The sequence below is a fragment of the Nocardioides sp. FY1077 genome (assembly GCF_058681775.1).
The window spans coordinates 212,868-235,751 of record NZ_JBZWDB010000001.1; the positions used below are offsets into that span (position 1 = coordinate 212,868).

At 73.3% G+C, this 22,884-nt stretch carries 18 protein-coding genes; 5 read left to right on the forward strand and 13 right to left on the reverse strand.

Features of this window, described 5'->3' with window-relative positions; all coding sequences use genetic code 11:
* Positions 1-12: 12 nt before the first annotated feature.
* The 9 genes from AC4OR8_RS01060 to AC4OR8_RS01100 form a co-directional block, all read right to left on the reverse strand.
* Positions 13-222 carry a helix-turn-helix domain-containing protein gene (locus tag AC4OR8_RS01060; RefSeq protein ID WP_492163713.1) on the reverse strand — a complete coding sequence of 70 codons (210 nt, stop codon included), beginning with the start codon at positions 220-222 and terminating at the stop codon, positions 13-15.
* Between the two features lie 11 nt (positions 223-233).
* On the reverse strand, positions 234-1,736 hold the full coding sequence (locus tag AC4OR8_RS01065; RefSeq protein ID WP_492163714.1) for a rhamnulokinase: 1,503 nt from the start codon (positions 1,734-1,736) through the stop codon (positions 234-236).
* A 4-nt stretch (positions 1,737-1,740) separates the two neighbouring features.
* Positions 1,741-3,777: a bifunctional aldolase/short-chain dehydrogenase gene (locus tag AC4OR8_RS01070; RefSeq protein ID WP_492163715.1), complete on the reverse strand. Its 2,037-nt coding sequence runs from the start codon at positions 3,775-3,777 to the stop codon at positions 1,741-1,743.
* Between the two features lie 61 nt (positions 3,778-3,838).
* The gene (gene rhaI, locus AC4OR8_RS01075; protein WP_492163716.1) at positions 3,839-5,029 is read right to left on the reverse strand and encodes an L-rhamnose isomerase; all 1,191 of its coding nucleotides are present in this window, start codon (positions 5,027-5,029) and stop codon (positions 3,839-3,841) included.
* Positions 5,030-5,032: 3 nt separating this feature from the next.
* A complete protein-coding gene (locus AC4OR8_RS01080; protein ID WP_492163717.1) occupies positions 5,033-5,425 on the reverse strand; it encodes an L-rhamnose mutarotase in 393 nt (130 codons plus the stop codon).
* 134 nt (positions 5,426-5,559) lie between these two features.
* On the reverse strand, positions 5,560-6,594 hold the full coding sequence (gene rhaS / locus AC4OR8_RS01085) for a rhamnose ABC transporter substrate-binding protein (protein ID WP_492163718.1): 1,035 nt from the start codon (positions 6,592-6,594) through the stop codon (positions 5,560-5,562).
* Positions 6,591-7,715: an ABC transporter permease gene (locus tag AC4OR8_RS01090; protein WP_492163719.1), complete on the reverse strand. Its 1,125-nt coding sequence runs from the start codon at positions 7,713-7,715 to the stop codon at positions 6,591-6,593. The genes rhaS and AC4OR8_RS01090 overlap by 4 nt, the downstream gene beginning before the upstream one ends.
* Positions 7,712-8,863 (reverse strand): ABC transporter permease, encoded by a 1,152-nt coding sequence (locus AC4OR8_RS01095; protein ID WP_492163720.1) that lies wholly within the window; start codon positions 8,861-8,863, stop codon positions 7,712-7,714. Before AC4OR8_RS01095 ends, AC4OR8_RS01090 begins: the two co-directional genes overlap by 4 nt.
* Positions 8,860-10,449: a sugar ABC transporter ATP-binding protein gene (locus AC4OR8_RS01100; protein WP_492163721.1), complete on the reverse strand. Its 1,590-nt coding sequence runs from the start codon at positions 10,447-10,449 to the stop codon at positions 8,860-8,862. The genes AC4OR8_RS01095 and AC4OR8_RS01100 overlap by 4 nt, the downstream gene beginning before the upstream one ends.
* A gap of 201 nt (positions 10,450-10,650) precedes the next feature.
* Here AC4OR8_RS01100 and AC4OR8_RS01105 point away from each other — a divergent pair, with 201 nt between their 5' ends.
* The gene (locus tag AC4OR8_RS01105; protein WP_492163722.1) at positions 10,651-11,673 is read left to right on the forward strand and encodes a LacI family DNA-binding transcriptional regulator; all 1,023 of its coding nucleotides are present in this window, start codon (positions 10,651-10,653) and stop codon (positions 11,671-11,673) included.
* A 37-nt stretch (positions 11,674-11,710) separates the two neighbouring features.
* On the opposite strand, the gene AC4OR8_RS01110 is transcribed toward AC4OR8_RS01105, so the two are convergent.
* Both AC4OR8_RS01110 and AC4OR8_RS01115 read right to left on the reverse strand, forming a co-directional pair.
* Positions 11,711-12,142 carry a nucleoside deaminase gene (locus AC4OR8_RS01110; protein ID WP_492164458.1) on the reverse strand — a complete coding sequence of 144 codons (432 nt, stop codon included), beginning with the start codon at positions 12,140-12,142 and terminating at the stop codon, positions 11,711-11,713.
* 704 nt (positions 12,143-12,846) lie between these two features.
* Positions 12,847-13,332: a tRNA adenosine deaminase-associated protein gene (locus AC4OR8_RS01115; protein WP_492163723.1), complete on the reverse strand. Its 486-nt coding sequence runs from the start codon at positions 13,330-13,332 to the stop codon at positions 12,847-12,849.
* 157 nt (positions 13,333-13,489) lie between these two features.
* Here AC4OR8_RS01115 and upp point away from each other — a divergent pair, with 157 nt between their 5' ends.
* The gene (upp, locus tag AC4OR8_RS01120) at positions 13,490-14,131 is read left to right on the forward strand and encodes a uracil phosphoribosyltransferase (RefSeq protein ID WP_492163724.1); all 642 of its coding nucleotides are present in this window, start codon (positions 13,490-13,492) and stop codon (positions 14,129-14,131) included.
* A 170-nt stretch (positions 14,132-14,301) separates the two neighbouring features.
* On the opposite strand, the gene thpR is transcribed toward upp, so the two are convergent.
* Together thpR and AC4OR8_RS01130 are read right to left on the reverse strand one after the other, a co-directional pair.
* Entirely contained in the window at positions 14,302-14,883 is a 582-nt protein-coding gene (thpR, locus tag AC4OR8_RS01125; protein ID WP_492163725.1) for an RNA 2',3'-cyclic phosphodiesterase, read from the reverse strand.
* Positions 14,884-15,009: 126 nt separating this feature from the next.
* The gene (locus tag AC4OR8_RS01130) at positions 15,010-16,155 is read right to left on the reverse strand and encodes an acyl-CoA dehydrogenase family protein (protein ID WP_492163726.1); all 1,146 of its coding nucleotides are present in this window, start codon (positions 16,153-16,155) and stop codon (positions 15,010-15,012) included.
* A 245-nt stretch (positions 16,156-16,400) separates the two neighbouring features.
* Between AC4OR8_RS01130 and glgX the strand changes: the two genes are divergently transcribed.
* From glgX to treZ, 3 genes are read left to right on the forward strand one after another with little or no spacing between them, the layout of a single operon-like run.
* On the forward strand, positions 16,401-18,629 hold the full coding sequence (gene glgX, locus AC4OR8_RS01135; protein ID WP_492163727.1) for a glycogen debranching protein GlgX: 2,229 nt from the start codon (positions 16,401-16,403) through the stop codon (positions 18,627-18,629).
* A 1-nt stretch (position 18,630) separates the two neighbouring features.
* A complete protein-coding gene (treY, locus tag AC4OR8_RS01140) occupies positions 18,631-21,036 on the forward strand; it encodes a malto-oligosyltrehalose synthase (RefSeq protein ID WP_492163728.1) in 2,406 nt (801 codons plus the stop codon).
* Positions 21,036-22,868, forward strand: a complete 1,833-nt coding sequence (gene treZ, locus AC4OR8_RS01145) for a malto-oligosyltrehalose trehalohydrolase (protein WP_492163729.1) — start codon at positions 21,036-21,038, stop codon at positions 22,866-22,868. The genes treY and treZ overlap by 1 nt, the downstream gene beginning before the upstream one ends.
* The last annotated feature ends 16 nt before the right edge of the window (positions 22,869-22,884 follow it).

A 22,884-nucleotide genomic window follows, 5' to 3' on the forward strand; every position in this document is an offset into this window, starting at 1 on the left:
CCAGCGCCGGCCCTAGATCAGCCGGCGGCGCACGGCGGCCACCACCGCCTCGATCGTGGAGTCGACGCCGAGGTGGTCGGCGGCCCCGCGCAGGCGCCGGCGCACCGTGCGCTCCGAGACGTCGAGACGCCGGGCGACCGACTCCACGGTCAGGCCCTGCGCCACCAGCGCGAGGACGGCGAGCGCCTCCTCCCCCGGCTCCTCGTCGACCGTCCCGGTCACGTCACGGGCCGTCAGCGCCGCTGCGGGAGGCGGGCCTCGGCGGCGTCCCAGTCGAGGCCGGGGCGCGGCTCGTGGCGGCGCAGCTCGTGGGTGGCTCGCACGAGCGCCCGCATCGCGGCGAGGTCGGGCAGGTCGGCGCCCAGGGTGCGGGCCTGCACCAGCACGTTGCCGAGCGCGGCCGCCTCGGCCGGCCCGGCCAGCACCGGCAGCCCGCAGGCGTCGGCGGTGAGCTGGCACAGCAGCCTGTTCTGCGAGCCGCCGCCGACGACGTGCACCACCGGCACCCGGCGTCCGGCGAGCTCGCAGGCGGTGCGGAGGTGGCGACGGTAGGCCAGCGCGAGCGAGTCGAGCACACAACGCACGAGCGCCATCCGGTGCTCGGGCTCCGGCTCCCCCGCGGCCCGTGCCAGCGCCACGACGCGGTCGGGCATCGGGTCGGTGGTGGTGCTCGGGCGCAGCAGCGCCGGGTCGTTGATGTCCACGACCGTGCGCAGCGCCGGCGCCTCGCCGGCCCCGGCCAGCAGCGTCGGCAGGTCGACGCCCACCAGGCCCTGCTCCGACCAGGCGCGCACGCACTCCGAGAGCACCCACAGACCCATCACGTTCTTGAGGAACCGCACGGTGCCGTCGACGCCGCCCTCGTTGGTGAAGTCGGCCAGCCGTGCGGCCTCGCTCAGCACCGGCTCGTCGAGCTCCAGGCCCACCAGCGACCAGGTGCCCGAGGAGATGTAGGCGACGTCGTCGGGGTCGTCGCCGTCGGAGGGCACGCCCACCACCGCGGAGGCGGTGTCGTGGGAGCCCACGGCCACCACCGGCACGTCCTGGGCGAGGTCGAGGCCGGCGGCGACGTCGGGGCTCACCCAGCCGATGCGGTCGCCGGCGTCGCGCAGCGGCGGGAGGATCGCCCACGGCACGCCCACGCGGCGGGCGAGGTCGACCGACCACTCCCGCGCCGAGACGTCGTAGAGCTGGGTGGTGGAGGCGTTGGTGCGCTCGGCCCCCACCTCGCCGGTCAGCCAGAACGCCAGCAGGTCGGGCAGCAGCAGCAGCGTCTCCGCCGACTCCAGCGCCGCGGTGCCCCGCGCGGCCACCAGCTGGTAGATGGTGTTGAACGGCAGCTGCTGGAGCCCGGTGGTGGCGTAGAGGTCGGCGGCCGGCACGGTCGCCAGCACCTGCTCGGCCACCCCGTCGGTACGTCGGTCGCGGTGGCTGTGCACGTTGCCGAGCAGCTGGCCGTCGCGGTCGAGCAGGCCGTAGTCGACGGCCCACGAGTCGATGCCGATGGCGTGCAGGGGCCCGGTGCGGGCCACCTGGCGCAGCCCGGCGAGCACCTCGCGGTGGATGCCGACGACGTCCCAGAAAAGCGACCCGCGCACGGGCACGGCACCGTTGGCGAACCGGTGCACCTCGGTGAGCCCGAGGTGCCCCGGCCCGACGGTGCCCGCCATGACCCGGCCGCTGGTGGCGCCCAGGTCGACGGCGGCGACGCGCAGCGGGGTGGAGGCGCCGCTCACGCGCTCATCGCAGGAACGCCGCGGCGACGCCCGCGTCGACCGGCACGTGGAGGCCCGTGGTGTGGGTCATCTCGGGACCGCACAGCACGAACACGGCGTTGGCGATGTTCTCGGGGAGCACCTCGCGCTTGAGGATCGTGCGCTGGGCGTAGAACTTGCCCAGGTCCTTCTCCTCCACGCCGTAGACCGCGGCGCGGTTGGCGCCCCAGCCCGAGGCGAAGATGCCGGAGCCGGCCACGACGCCGTCGGGGTTGACGCCGTTGACCTTGACGCCGTGGGCGCCGAGCTCGGCGGCCAGCAGCCGCACCTGGTGGGCCTGGTCGGCCTTGGTGGCGGAGTAGGCGATGTTGTTCGGCCCGGCGAAGACGGAGTTCTTCGAGGAGATGTAGACGATGTCACCGCCCATCTCCTGGTCGATCAGGACCCGCGCGGCGGCCTTGGAGACCAGGAACGAGCCCTTGGCCATCACGTTGTGCTGCAGGTCCCAGTCGGCCTCGGTGGTCTCGAGCAGCGACTTCGACAGCGAGAGCCCAGCGTTGTTCACGACCAGGTCGAGCCCGCCGAAGGCGAGGACGGCGGCGTCGACCATCGCCTGCACCGCGTCCTCCTTGCTGACGTCGGCGGCCACGCCGACGGCGACGTCGGGCCCGCCGATCTCGGCGGCCGCGGCCTGGGCCTTGGCGAGGTCGAGGTCGGCGACCACGACGCAGGCGCCCTCGGCGGCCAGCTTCTTCGCGGTGGCCTTGCCGATGCCGCCGGCCGCGCCGGTGACCAGCGCGACGCGGGTGGCCAGGGGCTTGGGCTTCGGCATCCGCTGCAGCTTGGCCTCCTCCAGCGCCCAGTACTCGATGCGGAACTTCTCCGCCTCGTCGATGGGGGCGTAGGTCGACAGGCCCTCGGCGCCGCGCATCACGTTGATGGCGTTGACGTAGAACTCACCGGCGACGCGGGCGGTCTGCTTGTCCTTGCCGTAGCTGAACATGCCGACGCCCGGCACCAGCACCACGAGCGGGTCGGCGCCGCGGATCGCGGGCGACTCGGGGGTGGCGTGGCGGTCGTAGTAGGCCTGGTAGTCGGCGCGGTAGGCGGTGGCGAGCTCGCGCAGGCGGGCCTGGCAGTCCTCCACGCTGGCCGACGAGGGCAGGTCGAGCACCAGCGGCTTGACCTTGGTGCGCAGGAAGTGGTCGGGGCAGGACGTGCCGAGCGCCGCCAGGCGGGGGTGCTCGCTGGAGGCCAGGAAGTCGAGGACCTCGGGGGTGTCGGTGAAGTGCCCGACCATCGCCCGGTCGACCGAGGCCAGGCCGCGCACGGTCGCGCCGAGGGCGGCGGCCTTGGCGCGGCGCTCGTCGGCGGGCAGCGGGGCGTAGCCCTCCATCGGGGGGCCGAACGGCTCGGGGCGGCTGTGCTCGGCGATGTGGGCGGCGGCGGTGTCGATGATCCACAGCGAGTTGGCCTCGGCCTCCTCGCTGGTCTCCCCCCACGCGGTGATGCCGTGCCCGCCGAGCACGCAGCCGACCGCCTGCGGGTTCTTCTCCTTGATCTCGGCGATGTCGAGGCCGAGCTGGAAGCCCGGACGGCGCCACGGCACCCACACGACCTTGTCGCCGAAGACCGTGGCGGTCAGCGCCTCGCCGTCGGCGGCGGTGGCGATGGCGATGCCGGAGTCGGGGTGGAGGTGGTCGACGTGGGGGGCGTCGACGAGGCCGTGCATCGCGGTGTCGATCGACGGCGCGGCGCCGCCCTTGCCGTGCAGGCAGTAGTCGAACGCGGCCACCATCTCGTCCTCGCGCTCCACGCCGGGGTAGACGTCGACGAGCGCGCGCATCCGGTCGAGGCGCAGGACCGCGAGGCCCTTCTCCTGCAGCGTGCCGAGGTCGCCGCCGGAGCCCTTGACCCACAGCAGCTCGACGGGCTCGCCGGTGACCGGGTCGGTCTCGGTGCCCTTGGCGGAGGTGTTGCCGCCGGCGTAGTTGGTGTTCTTCGGGTCGGCGCCCAGGCGGTTGGAGCGGGCGATCAGGTCAGCGGCCGCGGGGTTCGTCATGGTCTCTTCTCGGTCTCGGGTGGGGTGCGCGGGGTGGGTGCGGGGCGTCGGGTACGGCGGGTCAGGTCCAGGAGAGCTGGGTGCCGCCGACGCGGGCGGCCTCGATGCGCTCCTGGTGGCCGGACGCGGCGTACGCCTGCATCGGGTGGGCGGGCAGCCCGCGCTCCTCGCGCCAGGCGGCGAGGTCGGGGCGGACGTCGGTGGAGAAGGCGTCCATGAACACCTCGTGGGCGCCGAGCACGTCGCCGGCCTCCTGGGCCGTGGCGAGCGCCGCGCGGTCGACGAGCAGCGCGCGGGCGGTCATCTCCTGCACGTTCAGCACGGAGCGGATCTGGCCGGGGATCTTGTCCTCGACGTTGTGGCACTGGTCGAGCATGAACGCGACGTCGCTGTGCCCGCCGGGGGCGGCGGGGCCGTAGCCGCCGCCGCGGATGACCTCGAAGAGGATGCGGAACAGCTGGAACGGGTCGGCCGAGCCGACGATGAGGTCGTCGTCGGCGTAGAAGCGGCTGTTGAAGTCGAACGAGCCGAGCTTCCCGAGGCGCAGCAGCTGCATGACGATGAACTCGATGTTGGTGCCGGGGGCGTGGTGGCCCGTGTCGAGGCACACCACGGCGCGCTCGCCGAGGGCGCTGACCTGGGCGTACGACGTGCCCCAGTCGGGCACGTCGGTGTGGTAGAAGGCCGGCTCGAAGAACTTGTACTCGAGCACCAGGCGCTGCTCGTCGCCGATGCGCTCGTAGATCGTGGCCAGCGACTCCGCGAGCCGGTCCTGGCGACCGCGCAGGTCGGCCTGGCCGGGGTAGTTGCTGCCCTCGGCGAGCCAGATCTTCAGGTCGCGCGAGCCGGTGGCGCCCATGACGTCGATGCACTCGAAGTGGTGGTCGATCGCCTTCTGGCGCACCTTCTCGTCGATGTGCGTCAGGGCGCCGAACTTGTAGTCGTCGTCCTGGAAGGTGTTGGAGTTGATCGTGCCGAGCGCGACACCCTCGTCCGCGGCGTGCTGGCGCAGGGCCGCCCAGTCGTCGGTGAGGTCCCACGGGATGTGCAGGGCCACGCTCGGGGCCAGCCCGGTCAGGCGGTGGACGGTGGCGGCGTCGGACACCTTCTCCTGGACCGAGCGGGGCGTGCCCGGCGTCCCGAAGACCTTGAAGCGGGTGCCGGAGTTGCCGAAGGCCCACGACGGGAGCTCGATCGCCTGGCCCTCCAGGAGGGGAGCGATGTCGGCGAAGCCCGGCTTGGTGTTGGTCATGGTTCAGCCTTCGTGTGCGGTGGGAGGTGCGGGGGCGGTCGCGGACGGCGCGGTGGCGCCGGCGGCCGGGAGCTGGTCCTCGAGGTGGAAGACCTCCTCGAGCTGCAGGAACCCCTCGTCGGGGGCCCGGCCGTCGAGGTCGACGAACATCTCGCCCATCTCGGCCTGCCAGCGGGCGTTGACCGCGGTGGCGGCCATCCCGGCCTGGGCGGCCGCGAGGTCGGGCGTCTCGAGGTAGCCGATGAGCAGGCCGTCCTCGCGCAGGAACAGGGAGTAGTTGTGCCAGCCGGTGTCGTGCAGCGCCTGGCACATGTCGGGCCAGACCGCGGCGTGGCGCCGCCGGTACTCGTCGATGCGGTCCGGGCGGACCTGGAGCTGGAAGCAGACGCGCGGCATGGGAGGGGCCTGTCGGTGGTGGTGGGACGTGGCCGGGTCGACGACCCGGGCGGGGTCCCGCAGACCCCCACGGGCCTGCGGGACCCTCCTCGACGCGGTCGCGTGCGGGCCCCCGGGAGCGGGGGCCGTGGCGATCAGAAGTCGAAGTCGCCGATGTTGTCGGCGTCGAAGACGAACGGGTCGCCGAGCAGGACGACGCCGTCGGCGCCGACCTCGTAGTCGCCGAGCTCGCCGGCGGTGAAGGTGTCGCCCTCCTCGCCGGAGATGTCACCGGCCACGAGCGCGTCGGCGGCGTACGCCGCGAGGTAGCCGAGGTCCTCGGGGTTCCACAGGGCGAACGCCTCGACGGTGCCGTCCTCGACGTACTCGCGCATCTGGTTGGGGGTGCCGAGACCGGTGACGGCGACCTTGCCCTTGTACTCCGAGGTGGAGACGTAGCGGGCGGCGGCGGCGATGCCGACGGTGGTCGGCGACACGATGCCCTTCAGCTCGGGGTTGGCCTGGAGCAGCGCCGCGGTCTTGTCGAAGGAGACCTGGTCGTCGTCGTCGCCGTAGACGACGTCGACGAGCTCGATGTCGGGGTGGTTCTCCTCGAGCTCGGCCTCCATCAGCTCGATCCACTGGTTCTGGTTGGTCGCGTTGGCCGCGGCCGAGAGGATCGCGATCTCGCCCTCGTCACCGATCTGCTCGGCGATGAGGTCGACCTGCGCCTGGGCGATGCCCTCGGCGTCGGCGGCCGAGATGTAGAGGTCGCGGCACTCGGCGTCGGTGTCGGAGTCGAAGGTGACGATCTTCGTGCCGGCGTCGCTGGCCTGGTTGAGCGCGTCGCAGATGGCGGTCGGGTCGTTGGCCGACACCACGAGGGCGTCGGTCCCCTGCTGGGCCGCGGTGTTGATGAACGGCACCTGCGCGTCGGGGGTCGCGGTGTCGGGGCCGACCTCCTCGAAGGTGCCGCCGAGCTCCTCGACGGCCGTCTCGCCGGCGGCGTCGCTGGTCTCGAAGTAGGGGTTGCCCAGGTTCTTCGGCAGGAAGGTGATCGAGGCACCCTCGCCACCCTCGCCGCCGCCGGAGGCGGAGCTGCTGTCGTCGCTGCCGCAAGCGGTCAGGCTCAGGCCGGCGGCCAGCGCCATGGCTGCGAGCGCGGTCGTGCGCCGGAGGTTCTGCTTCATCGTGCATCCCTTTCGTGGGTGTTCTCGGGCAGTGACCGCTTGCCGGTAGCTGCCGACGGCCTGCGGAGCAGACCGGTGGTCCTTCCTGAGGTGAGTCCCGAGACCCAGGAGAGGAGGCTGGTGGAGATGACCGACAGCACGAGGAGCACGCCGATCACGATGTTGATGACGTTGACCGTCTCGCCCTGCAGGGTCATCGCGCTGCGGATGACGCCGATGAGCAGGACGCCGGCCAGGACGCCGTGGAGCGCGCCGCGCCCGCCGAAGATCGACACCCCGCCGAGCAGCACGGCCGCGATGACCTGCAGCTCGAGGCCGGTGGCGTTGTCGCCGCGGGCGCTGCCGTAGCGCAGCGTGTAGTAGATGCCGGCGAAGGCCGACACGGCCCCGGCCATCACGAACAGCAGCAGCTTGGTGCGGGCGACGTCGACGCCGGCGAACCGCGCGGCCTCGTCGTTCAGCCCGATCTCGTAGACGCCGCGGCCGAAGGAGGAGAAGTGCAGCAGCAGGGCGAACAGTACCGCCAGCACCGCGATCGGGACGAGGATCAGCGGGTACGGCTGGTCCTCGACGATGCGGCGGGTGGCCAGGTCGGACCAGCTGTCGGGGAAGTCGGTCTTGGCCTCGGTGCCGAGCAGGCCCACCGCGATGCCGCGGTAGAGGGCCAGGGTGCCGATGGTCACCGCGAGCGACGGGAGACCGACGTAGGCGACCAGGAAGCCGTTGAGCGCCCCGCACAGGGCACCGACGACGACGGCGATCGCCCCCGCGAGGGGGATCGACAGCCCGGCGTCGACGTGGAGGACGCCGACCAGCACGCTGCTGAGCCCGACCACGCTGGCCACCGACAGGTCGATCTCGCCGGTGATGATGATCATCGTCATCGGCAGCGCGATCAGCAGGACCGGCGCGGTGTCGAGGAAGAGGAAGTACAGCGTCAGCGGGCCGTCGAAGAACTCGATGGTGCCGGTGGCGTAGAGGAACACCGCGACGAGCAGCGCGATCACCGTGAACTCGCGGGTGAGCAGGGCACGCATCCACAGCGGGCGCGAGTAGGCGTCGTAGGTGCGGGCCTCGCGGTCGCCGAGCGGCGCGCCGGGGCGCACGGGGGTGGTGGTCATGCCGTCACCTGCGTCCGGTCGGAGGGGCCTGTGCCGTCGTGGGGGCCGCCGGGGCTGCCTGGACTGTCCGGACCGCCTGGGCCGCCTGGGCCGCCTGGGTCGCCCGGACCGTCGGACGACGGTTGGTCGCGGGCCGCCACGAGGGCACGCTCCTGGCGCAGGGTCACCACCCGGTCGAGGACGACCGCGGTGAGGATGAGGGCGCCGACCACGGCACGCTGCCAGAAGTCGGAGATGCCGACGATCGGGAGCGAGGAGTTGATGGTCACCAGGAGCACCGCGCCGACGGCCGCGCCCCACACCGTGCCGCTGCCGCCGAAGATCGCGACGCCGCCGATGACGGCCGCGCCGACGGCCTGCAGCTCGATGTTGAGACCGGCCCCCGAGCTGATCGAGCCGTAGCGGGCGGCGTAGAAGACGCCGGCCAGGCCGGCCAGCGCGCCGCTGAGCACGAACGCGCCCAGCACCCGGCGGTTGACCGAGAGGCCGTAGAGCGTGGCGGCGTCGGGGTCGGAGCCGATGGCGTAGAGCTCGCGCCCGCCGCGGGAGGTGTGCAGGTAGTAGCCCACCAGGAGGAGCACGACGACCGCGATGATGGTCAGCACCGGGATGGTCAGCACCTGGCGGGTGCCGAGCTCGGAGAACGCCGAGGGGAAGTCGCCGGCGTTGATCCGGCTGCTGCCGGCCCAGCTCAGGAAGATCCCGCGGTAGATGTAGAGCGTCCCGAGGGTGATGACCAGCGCCGGCACCTTGCCGAAGGCCACCAGCACGCCGTTGACCAGCCCGAGCACGGCCCCCGCGGCGACCGCCAGCAGGAAGACCACCGGGATCGGCAGGCCGGGGTAGTCGACGAAGAGGCGCCCGGTGAGGTAGGCCGTCAGGCCGAGGATCGAGCCGACGGAGAGGTCGACGTTGCGGGTGACGATGACGACCGTCTGGCCGATCGCGAGCACCAGCAGGATCGAGGGGTTGAGCAGCAGGTTGCGCCAGCCGTCGCTGCTGAAGACGAACGAGCTGCTCTTGAGCGTCGTCACCAGGATCAGCAGCAGCAGCACGGCCGCGACCGCGGCCTCGCGCGATCCGAGGACGGCGCGCAGGCGTCGGGTGGTGGGGCTGAGCCGACTCGGCTCGACGAGCGTGGTGCTCACGCCGTCACCTCCTGTCGGTGGGCCGGGTCGGTGGGGTCGTGGGGGGCGTCGGGGGCGCTGCCCGCCCCACCGGCGACGTGACCGTCGCGGTGGGTGGCGGCGTGCATGACGGCCTCGGGCGTGGCCTCGGCGCGCGGGAGGTCGGCGGTGATCCGGCCCTCGCAGACCACCAGCACGCGGTCGGCCATGCCGAGCACCTCCGGCAGCTCGGAGGAGATCATCAGGATCGCGAGGCCCTGGCCGGCGAGGTCGGAGAGCAGCCGGTGCACCTCGGCCTTCGTGCCGACGTCGATGCCGCGGGTGGGCTCGTCGATGATCAGCAGCCGCGGCTCGGTGGCGAGCCACTTGGCGATGACGACCTTCTGCTGGTTGCCACCGCTCATCGTGGTGGCGCGCATGTCGAGGGCGTTGGTCTTGACCTCGAGGCGGCCGGCCCAGGGGCCCGCCGCCCGGTTCTCGGCGCCGGAGGTGAGCAGGCCGCCCTTGCTGAGCCGTCCGCGGATGACCGCGGCGACGTTGCGCGACACGGTGCCCTCGGTGACCAGGCCCTGCTTGCGGCGGTCCTCGGGCACGAACGCCATGCCGGCGGCAACAGCCGACTTCGGGCTACGGGGGCGCACGGGCCGCCCGGCGAGGGTGACGGTGCCCGAGTCGTAGCGGTCGACGCCGAAGACGGCGCGGGCGATCTCGCTGCGCCCGGCGCCGACGAGTCCCGCGAGGCCGACGATCTCCCCGGCGCGCACCTCGAGGCTCACGTCGTGGAAGACGCCGGCGGAGGAGAGGCCCTCGACCGACAGGACGACGTCGCCGACCGTGGCGGGGGTCTTCGGGAACAGCTCGGTGACCTCGCGGCCGACCATCAGCGCCACCATCTGGTCGACCGAGGTGTCGGCGATGGCCCGCGTGGCGACGTACTCGCCGTCGCGCATCACCGTGACGGTGTCGCAGAGCTCGAAGACCTCCTCGAAGCGGTGGGAGATGAAGACCAGGGCGCGGCCCTCGTCGCGCAGGCTGCGCGCCACGGCGAAGAGCCGCTCGACCTCGACGCCGCTGAGGGCGGCGGTGGGCTCGTCCATGATCAGCAGCGCGGCGTCGAGCGAGATGGCCTTGGCGATCTCGATGATCTGCTGGTCGGCGATCGAGAGCCCGCGCGCCACCCGACGGGGGTCGAGGGTGACGCCGAGGCGCTCGAAGATGGCGGTGGCCTCGGCGTGCATGCGGGCGCGGTCGATGCGCCGGCCGCGGCCACGGGGCTGGCGGCCCATGAAGATGTTCTCGGTGACCGAGAGGTCCGGGAACAGCGTGGGCTCCTGGTAGATGACCGCCACGCCGGCGGCCTTCGACTCGGCGGTCGAGGTGAAGTCGACCGGGGTGCCCTGGAGCTCGAACACACCGGAGTCGCGGCGGTGCACACCGGCGACGATCTTGACCAGCGTCGACTTGCCGGCCCCGTTCTCCCCCACGAGCGCGTGGATCGAGCCGGGGCGGACCGTCAGGCTCCCGGACCGCAGCGCGGCCACGGCCCCGAAGGACTTGGCCACGTCCTGCAGCACCAGGGTGGCATCGGCGGGCGCCGCTGCAGCCATGGGACCCTCATCTCGTTCGTGATTGAAAGGTTTCAATCGAGTGCCCCGACCGTAGGTGACTGCGATCACAGCGTCAAGTGACACGACGGAAAACTTGCCGACTCGTGACCGACACGGGCACTGGCGCCGAATGTGGCCCGCACCACTAGGCTGCGCTTGATCGTTTCAGCAGCGGGACCGCCCGCACCTCGAGGGGGCCCCGTGCACGACTCCACGCGCAGCGCCTCGGTGAAGGACGTCGCCGCGGCCGCCGGGGTCTCCCTCGGCACGGTCAGCAACGTGCTGAACCGGCCCGACCGGGTCAGCCCCGCCACCCGCTCGCGCGTGCAGGACGCGATGCGCGAGCTGGGCTTCGTGCGCAACGAGTCGGCCCGCCAGCTGCGCGCCGGCACCAGCCGCACGCTGGCCTACGTCATGCTCGACGCCGGCAACCCGTTCTTCACCGACGTCGCCCAGGGCATCGAGGACGCCGCCGAGGACGCCGACCTCACCGTCGTGCTCTGCAACTCCGCCAACCGCGCCGACCGCGAGTCGGCCCACCTGACCCTGCTCGAGCAGCAGCGCGTGCAGGGCGTGCTGGTGACCCCCGTCGACCCGCACACCGCCGCCCTGGACGACCTGGTGCGGCGCGGCACCCCCGTGGTGATCGTCGACCGCACCCGCGACGACTCCTCGCTGTGCTCGGTGGCCGTCGACGACGTGCTCGGCGGGCGCCTGGCCGTCGAGCACCTCGTCGACCAGGGCCACCAGCGCATCGCCTTCGTCGGAGGCCCCGCCAGCCTCGGCCAGGTCGGCGAGCGGCTCGCCGGCGCCCGGCAGGCGTGGGCCGACGCCGGCCGCGCCGCCGACGACCTCACCGTGGTCACCACGCGGGCCCTGCTGGTGGCCGAGGGGCGCGAGGCCGGCCAGCGCCTGGCCGGGCTCCCCGCGCGGCGTCGTCCGACCGGGGCGTTCTGCGCCAACGACCTGCTCGCCCTCGGCCTGCTGCAGCACGCCATCGGCGCCGGCATCCGCGTGCCGGAGCAGCTCGCGATCGTCGGCTACGACGACATCGACTTCGCCGGCGCCGCCGCCGTGCCCCTCACCTCGGTGCGCCAGCCGCGCCAGGAGCTCGGGCGCACCGCCGCCGACCTGGTGCTCAGCGAGGCCACCGACGTGGAGCACACCCACCGGCAGGTGCTGTTCACCCCCGAGCTGGTCGCGCGGGCCTCCACCACCGGTTGACTCGCCGTGCCCTCCGGTGCGTGCGTGAGGGGCGGGGTCAGCGGTGGCCGCGGAAGAACCGGTCGAGCAGGGCGGTCGACTCCCCGGCCAGCACGCCGGCGAGCACCTCGGGGCGGTGGTTGAGCCGGCGGTCGCGCACGACGTCCCACAGGCTGCCGACCGCGCCGGCCTTCTCGTCCCACGCCGCGAACACCACGCGGTCGACCCGGCTCAGCACCGCCGCCCCCGCGCACATCGTGCACGGCTCGAGGGTGACCACGAGCGTGCAGCCCGCCAGGCGCCACTCCCCGCGGGCCGTCGCCGCCGCGCGCAGCGCCACCACCTCGGCGTGCCCGGTCGGGTCGGCGTCGGCCTCCCGCACGTTGCGCCCCCGCCCGACCACCACCCCGCCGACGTCCACCACCACGGCCCCGATCGGGACGTCGTCGGTGGCCAGCGCCGCACGCGCCTCCCGCAGCGCCTCGCGCATCGGCTCCTCCCAGGGGCCGCTGGTGCCGGCGGGGCCGGTGCGGCCGGTGCGGCCGGTGCGGCCGGTGCGGCCGGTGCCGGGGCGGTCGGGGTCCATGGGCGCATTCTGCCCGCCGCCCCCGGTGTCCTGGGGTGCCGCTCGGTCCGCCCGCGTCCTTGCCCGCTCCTCGCCGAGTCGCCGCCACCGAGTCGCCGCCACCGGGTCACCGCCACCGGGTCACCGCGGGGGTCGTGTGCCCCGCGACGCGTCGGAGCGCGTCACCAGGCACACGACCCGGACACCGACCCAGGAAGGCCGCCCCGCCAGCGAGCTCCAGGTGCACGGCGGGCGGGTCATCAGGGTCGTGTGCCCCACGACGCGTGGGGGCGCGCACTCAGGCACACGACCCGACCACCGACCCGGGAAGGCCGCACCGCCAGCGAGCTCCAGGTGCGCCGCGGGCGAGTCCAGGGTCGTGCGCCCCACGACGCATCGGAGCGCGTCACCAGGCACACGACCCGGACACCGACCCCGGGAAGGCCGCACCGCCACCGAGCTCCAGGTGCACCGCGGGCGAGCCACCGGGGTCGTGTGCCCCACGACGCATCGGAGCGCGTCACCGGGCACACGACCCGGACCGCGCCCCCGGGCACACGACCCAGGCACGCGACTCACCGGTCACCCGGCGGCAGGAGCAGCCAGCAAGACCCGGCGGAGGGACAGCGCTAGGCGTCGATGAGACCGACGGCGTCGTCGAACAGCTCACCGAAGCCGAGGCGGCCGGCGATGTCGGAGAGCATCTCGTCGGGGTAGAGGTCGTCGTCGTCGAGCAGCACGCCGAGGTCGAGGGCGTGCATGCCGAGGTCCTCGAGCAGGCCGAGGTCGCCGGCCGGCAAGGGGTCGGCGTCGTCGTCGTCGGGGGCGGGCAGGCCGAGGTACTCCAGAGCGGAGTCGGCGAGGTCCCAGTCGTCGGCCGCGGTGACGTCGGAGAGCAGCACCCGCACCGTGGGGCCGCTCACCCGCACGAGGAGGAAGAAGTCCTCGTCGACGGCCACCAGGCCCAGGGCGCCGTCACCGGGCAGCCGGCCCAGCGCCTCCGCCAACGTCTCGACGTCGGTGAGGTGGTGGTGGGTGAGCTCGTCGACCGTCCACTCGCCGTCCTCGCGGTAGGCGGCCAGCGCGAAGTCGACCGCGTCGAGCTGTTCGGTCACGACTGCCTCCTCCGCTGGGGCTGCGGGTCGCCGGCGGTGGCCCACCACCAGCGTGACAGACCCCGGGAGCCGGGGCCACCCCCTTCCCCGTCGCCCCCGTCGCGGGCGGCCCGTTCCCGCCCCGGCCACCGCTGCGGCGTGCCCTAGGGTTCCGGGCATGCGCACCCACGTCGTGGACCACCCGCTCGTCACCCACAAGCTGACCACGCTGCGGGACGGCGACACCGACTCCCCCACGTTCCGCGCCCTCACCGAGGAGCTGGTGACGCTGCTGGCCTACGAGGCCACCCGCGACGTCCGGGTGGTGCCGGTCGAGATCTCCACGCCGGTCTCGCGCGCGACCGGCGTACGCCTCAGCACGCCCAAGCCGCTGGTGGTGCCGATCCTGCGCGCCGGGCTCGGCATGCTCGACGGCATGCTGCGGCTGCTGCCCACCGCGGAGGTCGGCTTCCTCGGCATGGTGCGCAACGAGGAGACCCTGGAGGCGTCGACGTACGCCGAGCGGCTGCCCGACGACCTCTCGGGGCGCCAGTGCTACGTGCTCGACCCGATGCTCGCCACCGGCGGCACCCTGGTGGCGGCCATCCGCTTCCTCACCGACCGCGGGGCCGACCACATCACCGTCATCTGCCTGCTCGCCGCTCCCGAGGGCTGCGCGCGCCTCGAGGCCGACCTCGCCGACCTCGAGGTGCCGGTCACCGTGGTCACCGCGGCGATGGACGAGCGGCTCGACGAGAAGGGCTACATCGTCCCCGGCCTCGGCGACGCCGGCGACCGGCTGTACGGCGTCGCTGGCTGACCCCTCACCCGCTGATCCCTCCGACCGACCCCCTCCGGCCAACCCCTCCGGCCGACCCCTCCGGCCGACCCCCTCCGGCTGTAACGCGGGGTTGTCGGCTCTGCCACCCCGTCGTGACGGGGTGGCAGAAGCGACAACTGCGCGTTACAGGGAGCGGTGGCGCGGGGCGGTCAGCCGAACGGGAGCTCGGCCACCACCTCGTGGCGGGGGCGGCCGCGGGGGCCCTCGCCGAGGTGGGAGCCGACGAGCACGACGCGGTCGGCGGTCCAGGTCGGGCCGCGGTAGGTGTCGAGGAGCCGCACCCAGTCGTCGACCCCGCCGGGCACCGACGTGCGGGCGAGCGTGAGGTGGGGCCGGAAGCGTTGGCCGTCGACGGCCACCCCGGCGCGGGCGGCGGCGGTGCGGCAGCCGGCGCTGAGCCGGTCGAGGTCGGCCCGCGTGTCGGCGCCGAGGTCGTCGCCGTCCTCGTCGGCGACGCCCGTCCACAGCACCCGCGCCGCGGCCGGGTCGGGGAAGGCCCCGCCGCCGGCGAGCCGCAGGCGCACCGGCGTACGGCGGAGCGCGGCCTGCTCGAGGCCCTCGACGAGGTCGTCGAGGCGCCGGTCGGGCACGTCGGCGCAGAACGCCAGCGTCAGGTGCACCTGGTCGGACGCCGACCAGCGGAACGGCGCCGCCGCGCGGCGCGGCTCGAGGAACGAGTCGAGGTGGTCGAGGGCGTCGGGAGGGGGCACCAGGGCCACGAACATCCGCATCACGACCAGGCTAGGCCGCGGCCGGCCCGTGCGCGACCGGGTTCGCCGTCGTGGCCGCCCCGACCGGCGCAACTGCGCCGGTCGGGCAGCAGTCGCCCGGGCGAGCGGCCCGACGGGCGCCCCTGCTCAGAGGCCGAGGTCGCGCCCGATGAGCTCCTTCATGATCTCGTTCGAGCCGGCCCAGATCTTCGAGACGCGGGCGTCCTTCCAGGCGCGGGCGACGCGGTACTCGTTCATGTAGCCGTAGCCGCCGTGCAGCTGCACGCAGTGGTCGATCACGTCGTTCTGCACCTGCGAGGTCCACCACTTGGCCTTGGCGGCGTCGACGGCGGTGAGGTCGCCGCTGGTGTGGGCGACCACGCACTGGTCGATGAACGCCTGGGTGACGTCGATCTGGGTCACCAGCTCGGCGAGCAGGAACTTGTTGTGCTGGAACGACCCGATGCCCTGGCCGAACGCCTTGCGCTCCACCGCGTAGACCAGCGTCTCGGCGAGGATCTGGCGGGCGTGGGCGAGGTTGGAGACCGAGCAGTTGAGCCGCTCCTGCGGCAGGTTCTGCATCATGTGGATGAAGCCGCGGTCGACCTCGCCGACGACGTCGGCGTCGGTGAGGCGCAGGTCCTCGAAGAACAGCTCGGCGGTGTCGGACTCCGGCTGCCCGACCTTGTCGAGCTTGCGGCCGCGGGAGAACCCGGGCTGCGAGGTGTCGACGGCGAACAACGTGATGCCCTTGGCCTTCTTCTCCGGCGAGGTGCGCACGGCGGTCACCACGAGGTCGGCGGAGTAGCCGTTGGTGATGAACGTCTTCGACCCGTTGAGCACCCACTCCTCGCCGTCGCGCACCGCGGTGGTCTTCAGCGCGGCGAGGTCGGAGCCGCCGGAGGGCTCGGTCATCCCGATCGCGGTCAGCACCTCGCCGCTGGCGACGCCCGGCAGCCAGCGACCGCGCTGCTCCTCGGTGGTGAGCTCGACGAGGTACGGCGCCACGATGTCGGCGTGGATGCCGACGCAGGAGGGCAGCGAGGCGTTGACCTTCGACAGCTCCTCGGTGAGCACGGCGTTGAACCGGTAGTCGCCGGCGCCCATGCCGCCGTACTGCTCGGGGACCTCGAGGCCGAGCAGGCCCTGCGCGCCGGCCGCCAGCCACAGCTCGCGCGGCAGGCCCTTGGCCTCGAGGTGCTCCTCGAGGTGGGGGGTCACCGAGCGGTCGACGAACTCCCTGACCGATGCCCGGAACGCCTCGTGGTCGTCGTCGTAGATCGTCCGCTTCATGCCCGCCATGCTACTGGCCGGTAACAGCCGCGACCACGCCTGCCGGGCGTGAGCGGGGCCACAGTCGAGCCCCCGCCGAACGTACGGCGGCGCGGTGCGCGAGCCCTCGGGCGGGGTACCGGTCGGCCACCGCACGGGCGGGCACCGGTGCGGACGCCCGCAGGGGTGGACAGCGCCGGACCCGCACTGTGCTTGTATCGATCCAACGCTCGATCCCCGCCGAACCACGACAGCACGGAGCACCCATGGAGACCTGGCCCGGACACGCGTACCCCCTCGGTGCGACCTACGACGGGAGCGGCACCAACTTCGCGCTGTTCAGCGAGGTCGCCGAGCGCGTGGAGCTGTGCCTGTTCGACGGCAACGGCGACGACTACTCCGAGACCCGCGTCGAGGTCACCGAGGTCGACGCCCACGTGTGGCACTGCTACCTGCCCCAGGTGCAGCCCGGCCAGCGCTACGGCTACCGGGTGCACGGCCCGTGGGACCCCGAGCAGGGCCTGCGCTGCAACCCCAACAAGCTGCTGCTCGACCCCTACGCCAAGGCCACGACCCACGAGATCGACTGGGACCCCAGCCTGTTCGCCTACACCTTCGGCGACGAGGACTCGCGCAACGACGACGACTCCGGGCCGCACATGATGCTCGGCGTCGTGATCAACCCGTTCTTCGACTGGGAGGGCGACCGCCACCCGCGCGTGCCCTACAACGAGACGGTGATCTACGAGGCCCACGTCAAGGGACTCACCAAGCTGCACCCCGACGTGCCCGAGGAGCTGCGCGGCACCTACGCCGGCCTCGCCCACCCGGCCGTCACCGAGCACCTCACCCGGCTCGGGGTGACCGCGATCGAGCTGATGCCGGTCCACCAGTTCATCCAGGACAACACCCTGGTCGAGAAGGGCCTGCGCAACTACTGGGGCTACAACACCCTGGCGTTCCTCGCCCCGCACGCCGACTACGCCGCGGCGGCCCGCGACGAGGAGGGCCGCGGCCAGCAGGTGCAGGAGTTCAAGGCCATGGTCAAGGCCATGCACGCCGCCGGCATCGAGGTCATCCTCGACGTGGTCTACAACCACACCGCCGAGGGCAACCACCTCGGCCCGACGCTGAGCTTCAAGGGCATCGACAACCAGGCCTACTACCGCCTGGTCGAGGACGACCAGCGCTACTACATGGACTACACCGGCACCGGCAACACCCTCAACGTGCGCCACCCCCACTCGCTGCAGCTGATCATGGACTCGCTGCGCTACTGGGTGACCGAGATGCGCGTCGACGGCTTCCGCTTCGACCTCGCCTCCGCGCTCGCGCGGGAGTTCTTCGACGTCGACCGCCTCGCCACCTTCTTCGAGCTCGTGCAGCAGGACCCGGTGGTCAGCCAGGTCAAGCTCATCGCCGAGCCGTGGGACGTCGGTCCCGGCGGCTACCAGGTCGGCGGCTTCCCGCCCCAGTGGTCGGAGTGGAACGGCGCCTACCGCGACGTCGTGCGCGACTTCTGGCGTGGTGAGCCCTCCCTGGGCGACTTCGCGAGCCGCCTGGCGGGCTCCTCCGACCTCTACGAGCACTCCGGTCGCCGTCCGTTCGCCAGCATCAACTTCGTCACCGCCCACGACGGCTTCACGCTGCGCGACCTGGTGTCGTACAACGACAAGCACAACGCGGCCAACGGCGAGGACAACAACGACGGTGAGAGCCACAACCGCTCGTGGAACCACGGCGTGGAGGGCCCCACCGACGACGCCGAGGTGCTCGGGATGCGTGCGCGCACCCAGCGCAACTACCTCACCACCCTGCTGCTGAGCCAGGGCGTGCCGATGCTGCTGCACGGCGACGAGGCCGGGCGCACCCAGGACGGCAACAACAACACCTACGCCCAGGACTCCGAGATCGCCTGGATGCACTGGGACCGCCTCGACGAGCCGCTGGTGGAGTTCACCGCCACGGTCGCGCGGCTGCGCGCGCAGCACCCGACGTTCCGGCGCAAGCGGTTCTTCACCGGCAACGAGGTCCGCACCGGCGACGGCGAGCGGCTCAACGACATCGTGTGGCTGCACGCCGAGGGCCGCCCGATGGACGACGGCGACTGGGAGGCCAGCAACGCCGACGGCGGGTGCCGCGCGATCGGCATGTACCTCAACGGCCAGGGCATCGCGGGCCTCGACGAGCGCGGCCAGCGCATCGTCGACGACCACTTCCTGCTCTACTTCCACCCCTGCGGTGAGGACATCGACGTGGTGCTGCCGCCCGACGAGTACGCCGAGCGCTGGGAGGTGGTGATCGACACCGCCGGCACCCACGACGGCGCGGCGCCGCTCGACGCCGGCGCGAGCCTGTCGCTGGCCTCGCGCAGCGTCGTGGTGCTGCGGGAGTTCACCTCCGCCGAGGCCGCGCCCGACAGCTCGGTGGCCGCGTCGGTGGCCGCCCTGTCCACCCTCGACCAGACCGCCGCCGGCGGGCCCGAGGAGCTCTGACGTGTCGGCCCCGCAGCGCCGCCGACCGGTCTCGACGTACCGGTTCCAGGTGACCGAGGAGTTCGACCTCTTCGCCGTCGCCGAGCGGCTCGGCTACGTGCACGACCTGGGCGTCGACTGGGTCTACCTCTCCCCCGTGCTGGCCGCCGAGCCGGGCAGCACCCACGGGTACGACGTGGTGGCCCACGAGCGCGTCGACGCCTCCCGCGGCGGCGCGGCCGGCCTGGCCGCGGTGTCGGCGCGGGCCCGCGAGCTGGGCCTCGGCGTGCTCGTCGACATCGTGCCCAACCACGTCGGCGTGGCCACCCCCGCCGAGACCGCGTGGTGGTGGGACCTGCTGCGCCTGGGCCGGGCCTCCGAGCACGCCGCGGCCTTCGACGTCGACTGGGCGGCCGGCGACGGACGCCTGCGCGTCCCGGTGGTCGGCGACGACGACGTGCTCGACGGCGGCCGCGTCGGCCACCTGACGCTGAGCGAGGACCGCACCGAGCTGCGCTACCACGACAACCGCTACCCGGTGGCGCCCGGCACCGCCGACGGCCTCGGCGCGGTCACCGACGGCGCCGTGGTCGACGCCGACGCCGTGCACGCCCGCCAGCACTACGAGCTGGTCGACTGGCACGTCGCCGACCACGGGCTGAACTACCGCCGCTTCTTCGCCGTGAACACCCTCGCCGGGGTGCGCGTCGAGGACCCCGAGGTCTTCGCCGCCTCCCACGTCGAGATCCGCCGGTGGTTCACCGAGGGCCTCGCCGACGGCCTGCGCGTCGACCACCCCGACGGCCTGCGCGACCCGCGGCGCTACCTCGACGACTTGGCCGCGCTCACCCACGACGCCTACGTGCTCGTGGAGAAGATCGTCGAGCCCGGCGAGGAGCTGCCGCGCTCCTGGGCCACCGACGGCACCACCGGCTACGACGCGCTCGCCCACGTCGACCGGGTGCTGACCGACCCCGCCGGGCAGGTGCCCCTCGACGTGCTCGAGACGCGGCTGCGCGGCCACGACGTCGACTGGGCGCAGCTCATCCACGACACCAAGCGCGAGGTCGCCGACGGCATCCTGGGCTCCGAGGTGCGCCGGATCAGCCGCGAGGTCGCCCGCACCGACTCCGCCGCCGCCCGCGAGGCGGCGTACGACGGCGTGGTCGACGCGGTCGCCGAGCTGCTGGCCTGCTTCCCCGTCTACCGCTCCTACCTGCCCGAGGGCGAGGCCCACCTCGACGAGGCGTTCGCGCTGGCCCGCGAGCACCGCCCCGACCTCGGCGCCACCCTCGACCTGCTGCGCCCCGTGCTGGGCGACCCGTGGGCGCCGCCGGCGCGCCGCTTCCAGCAGACCAGCGGGATGGTGATGGCCAAGGGCGTCGAGGACTGCGCGTTCTACCGCTGGTCGCGGCTCACCTCGCTGAACGAGGTGGGTGGCGACCCCAGCGTCTTCAGCCTCGACGTGCCGGGCTTCCACGACGCGATGGCCGCCCGCCAGCGCGACTGGCCCCACGCGATGACGACGCTGTCGACCCACGACACCAAGCGAGGCGAGGACGTCCGCGCCCGGATCACCGCGCTCGCCGAGGTGCCCGGCTCCTGGGAGCAGGCGCTCGACCGCCTGCTCGAGCTGGCGCCGGTGCCCGACCCGGCGTTCGGGGCCCTGCTGTGGCAGGCCGTCGTGGGGGCGTGGCCGGCCGCCGGCCAGCCCGAGGCCCCCCTCGACTACCGCACCCGGCTGCACGGCTACGCGATGAAGGCGATGCGCGAGGCCGGCGACCGCACCACCTGGACCGGCGTCGACGAGGCCTACGAGGCCGCGGTGCACGCCGCGGTCGACGCGGCCCTGGACTCCCCCGAGGTGCGCGAGGTGGTCGACGGGCTGCTGGCCCGCGTCGTCGCCCCCGGCTGGAGCAACGCGCTGGCCGCCAAGCTGGTGGCGATCACGATGCCGGGCGTGCCCGACGTCTACCAGGGCAGCGAGCTGTGGGAGCAGTCGCTGGTCGACCCCGACAACCGCCGTCCGGTCGACTTCGACCTGCGCGCGCGGCTGCTGGCCGCCACCCGCACCGACGACGCCCCGCTCGGCACCGACCTCGACGACGCCGGCGCGGCCAAGCTGCAGGTGACCACCCGCGCGCTGCACCTGCGCCGCGACCGGCCCGAGCTGTTCACGACGTACGCCGGGGTCGGCGCCCGCGGCGACGCCGCCGACCACGTGCTGGCCTTCGACCGCGGTGGCGCCGTCACCGTGGCCACCCGGCTGCCGGTGGGCCTGGCCGCCCGCGGCGGCTGGGGCGACACCACTCTCGACCTGCCGTCCGGGCGCTGGCGCGACGTGGTCACCGACCGCGTGGTCGGCGACCGGCTCGCCGACGTGCTCGCGACCTACCCCGTGGCCCTGCTGGTCCGAGAGGACTCCTGATGACCGAGACCACCCCCGCCGGCACCGCCCCGGCCCGGCCCGCTCCTGGGCCCTACGACGTGTGGGCGCCGGCGCCCGACCGGCTCCGGCTCCACGTCGCCACCCCCGACGGCGCCAGCGTGGTGGCGATGACCCGCGGTGAGGGCGACTGGTGGCGTCCCGACGGCGCCGTGCCCGACCCGGTGGCCGGGCCGGTCGACTACGGCTACCTCGTCGGCGACGACGACACCCCGCGTCCCGACCCGCGCTCGCGCCGCCAGCCCGACGGCGTGCACGGGCTGTCGCAGACCTACGACCCCTCGACGTTCGCCTGGACCGACGCCGGCTGGACCGGACGCCAGCTCGCGGGCGCGGTGGTCTACGAGCTGCACGTCGGCACGTTCACCCCCGAGGGCACCCTCGACGCCGCGCTGGGCCGCCTCGACCACCTCGTCTCGATCGGCGTCGACCTGGTCGAGGTGATGCCGGTCAACGCGTTCAACGGCACCCACAACTGGGGCTACGACGGCGTCGACTGGTTCGCCGTCGATGAGTCGTACGGCGGCCCGGAGGCCTACCAGCGCTTCGTCGACGGCTGTCACGCCGCCGGTCTCGGCGTCGTGCAGGACGTCGTGCACAACCACCTGGGCCCGTCGGGCAACTACCTCGGCCTCTTCGGGCCCTACACCGGCTCGGGCGCCAACACCTGGGGCGACCACCTCAACCTCGACGCCGTGGGCTCCGCCGAGGTGCGCCGCTTCATCCTCGACAACGTCGCGATGTGGCTCGCCGACTACCACGTCGACGCCCTGCGCCTCGACGCCGTGCACGCGCTGCAGGACTCCTCGCCGGTGCACCTGCTCGAGGAGATGGCCGTCGAGGTGGCCGCGCTGTCGGCCCACCAGCGCCGTCCGCTCACGCTGATCGCGGAGTCGGACCTCAACGACACCCGGCTCATCACGCCCCGCGAGGCCGGCGGCTACGGCCTCGACGCGCAGTGGAGCGACGACTTCCACCACGCCGTGCACGTGGCGCTCACCGGCGAGACCACCGGCTACTACGCCGACTTCGAGCCGCTGACCGCGCTGGCCAAGGTGATCACGAAGGGGTTCTTCCACGACGGCACCTGGAGCTCGTTCCGCGAGGCCGACCACGGCGCGCCGGTCGACACCGCGACGATGCCCACCTGGCGCCTCGTGGTGGCCAACCAGAACCACGACCAGATCGGCAACCGCGCGATCGGCGACCGGCTCACCGAGCACCTCGACGAGGGCCTGCTCGGGTGCGCCGCCCTGCTGACGCTCACCGGCCCGTTCACCCCGATGCTGTTCCAGGGCGAGGAGTGGGCGGCGTCCACGCCGTTCCAGTTCTTCACCAGCCACCCCGAGCCGGAGCTCGGCACGGCCACCGCCGAGGGCCGGATCGCGGAGTTCGCCAAGATGGGCTGGGACCCCGCGGTCGTGCCCGACCCGCAGGACCCCGAGACCTTCCGCCGCTCCAAGCTCGACTGGTCGGAGCCGGAGCGGGGCCGGCACGCGCGGGTGCTCGACCTCTACCGCCGCCTCGCCGCCCTGCGCCGGGCCCGCCCCGAGCTCACCGACCCCGCCTTCGCCGCCACCACCTGCGAGGTCGACGAGGCCGCCCGGCTCGTCGTCATGGGCCGCGGCGCCCTGCAGGTCGTGGTCAACCTCGGTGACCAGCCGGTCGTCGTCACCACCGGCCCCGGCGACGTCCTGCTGCTCACCGACCCCGCCGCCGACCCCGTCGCCGCGCTCTCCCCCGACGGCACCCTCACCGTGTCCCCGCACTCGGGTGCGGTGGTGGCGCCGCGGGTTTCACCAGCCGGCTGGTGAAACCCGCACCTGTCGG

What these genes read in the sequence shown, in the direction of transcription:
- AC4OR8_RS01070 (WP_492163715.1), bottom strand. Translation starts at nt 3,777, where the DNA reads ATGACGAACCCCGCGGCCGCTGACCTGATCGCCCGCTCCAACCGCCTG.
- rhaI (WP_492163716.1), bottom strand. Translation starts at nt 5,029, where the DNA reads ATGACCAACACCAAGCCGGGCTTCGCCGACATCGCTCCCCTCCTGGAG.
- AC4OR8_RS01080 (WP_492163717.1), bottom strand. Translation starts at nt 5,425, where the DNA reads ATGCCGCGCGTCTGCTTCCAGCTCCAGGTCCGCCCGGACCGCATCGAC.
- rhaS (WP_492163718.1), bottom strand. Translation starts at nt 6,594, where the DNA reads ATGAAGCAGAACCTCCGGCGCACGACCGCGCTCGCAGCCATGGCGCTG.
- AC4OR8_RS01090 (WP_492163719.1), bottom strand. Translation starts at nt 7,715, where the DNA reads ATGACCACCACCCCCGTGCGCCCCGGCGCGCCGCTCGGCGACCGCGAG.
- AC4OR8_RS01100 (WP_492163721.1), bottom strand. Translation starts at nt 10,449, where the DNA reads ATGGCTGCAGCGGCGCCCGCCGATGCCACCCTGGTGCTGCAGGACGTG.
- AC4OR8_RS01110 (WP_492164458.1), bottom strand. Translation starts at nt 12,142, where the DNA reads ATGCGCGAGGCGCTGCGGGAGGCGCGTGCGGCGCTGGCCACCGACGAC.
- upp (WP_492163724.1), top strand. Translation starts at nt 13,490, where the DNA reads ATGCGCACCCACGTCGTGGACCACCCGCTCGTCACCCACAAGCTGACC.
- thpR (WP_492163725.1), bottom strand. Translation starts at nt 14,883, where the DNA reads ATGCGGATGTTCGTGGCCCTGGTGCCCCCTCCCGACGCCCTCGACCAC.
- AC4OR8_RS01130 (WP_492163726.1), bottom strand. Translation starts at nt 16,155, where the DNA reads ATGAAGCGGACGATCTACGACGACGACCACGAGGCGTTCCGGGCATCG.
- glgX (WP_492163727.1), top strand. Translation starts at nt 16,401, where the DNA reads ATGGAGACCTGGCCCGGACACGCGTACCCCCTCGGTGCGACCTACGAC.
- treZ (WP_492163729.1), top strand. Translation starts at nt 21,036, where the DNA reads ATGACCGAGACCACCCCCGCCGGCACCGCCCCGGCCCGGCCCGCTCCT.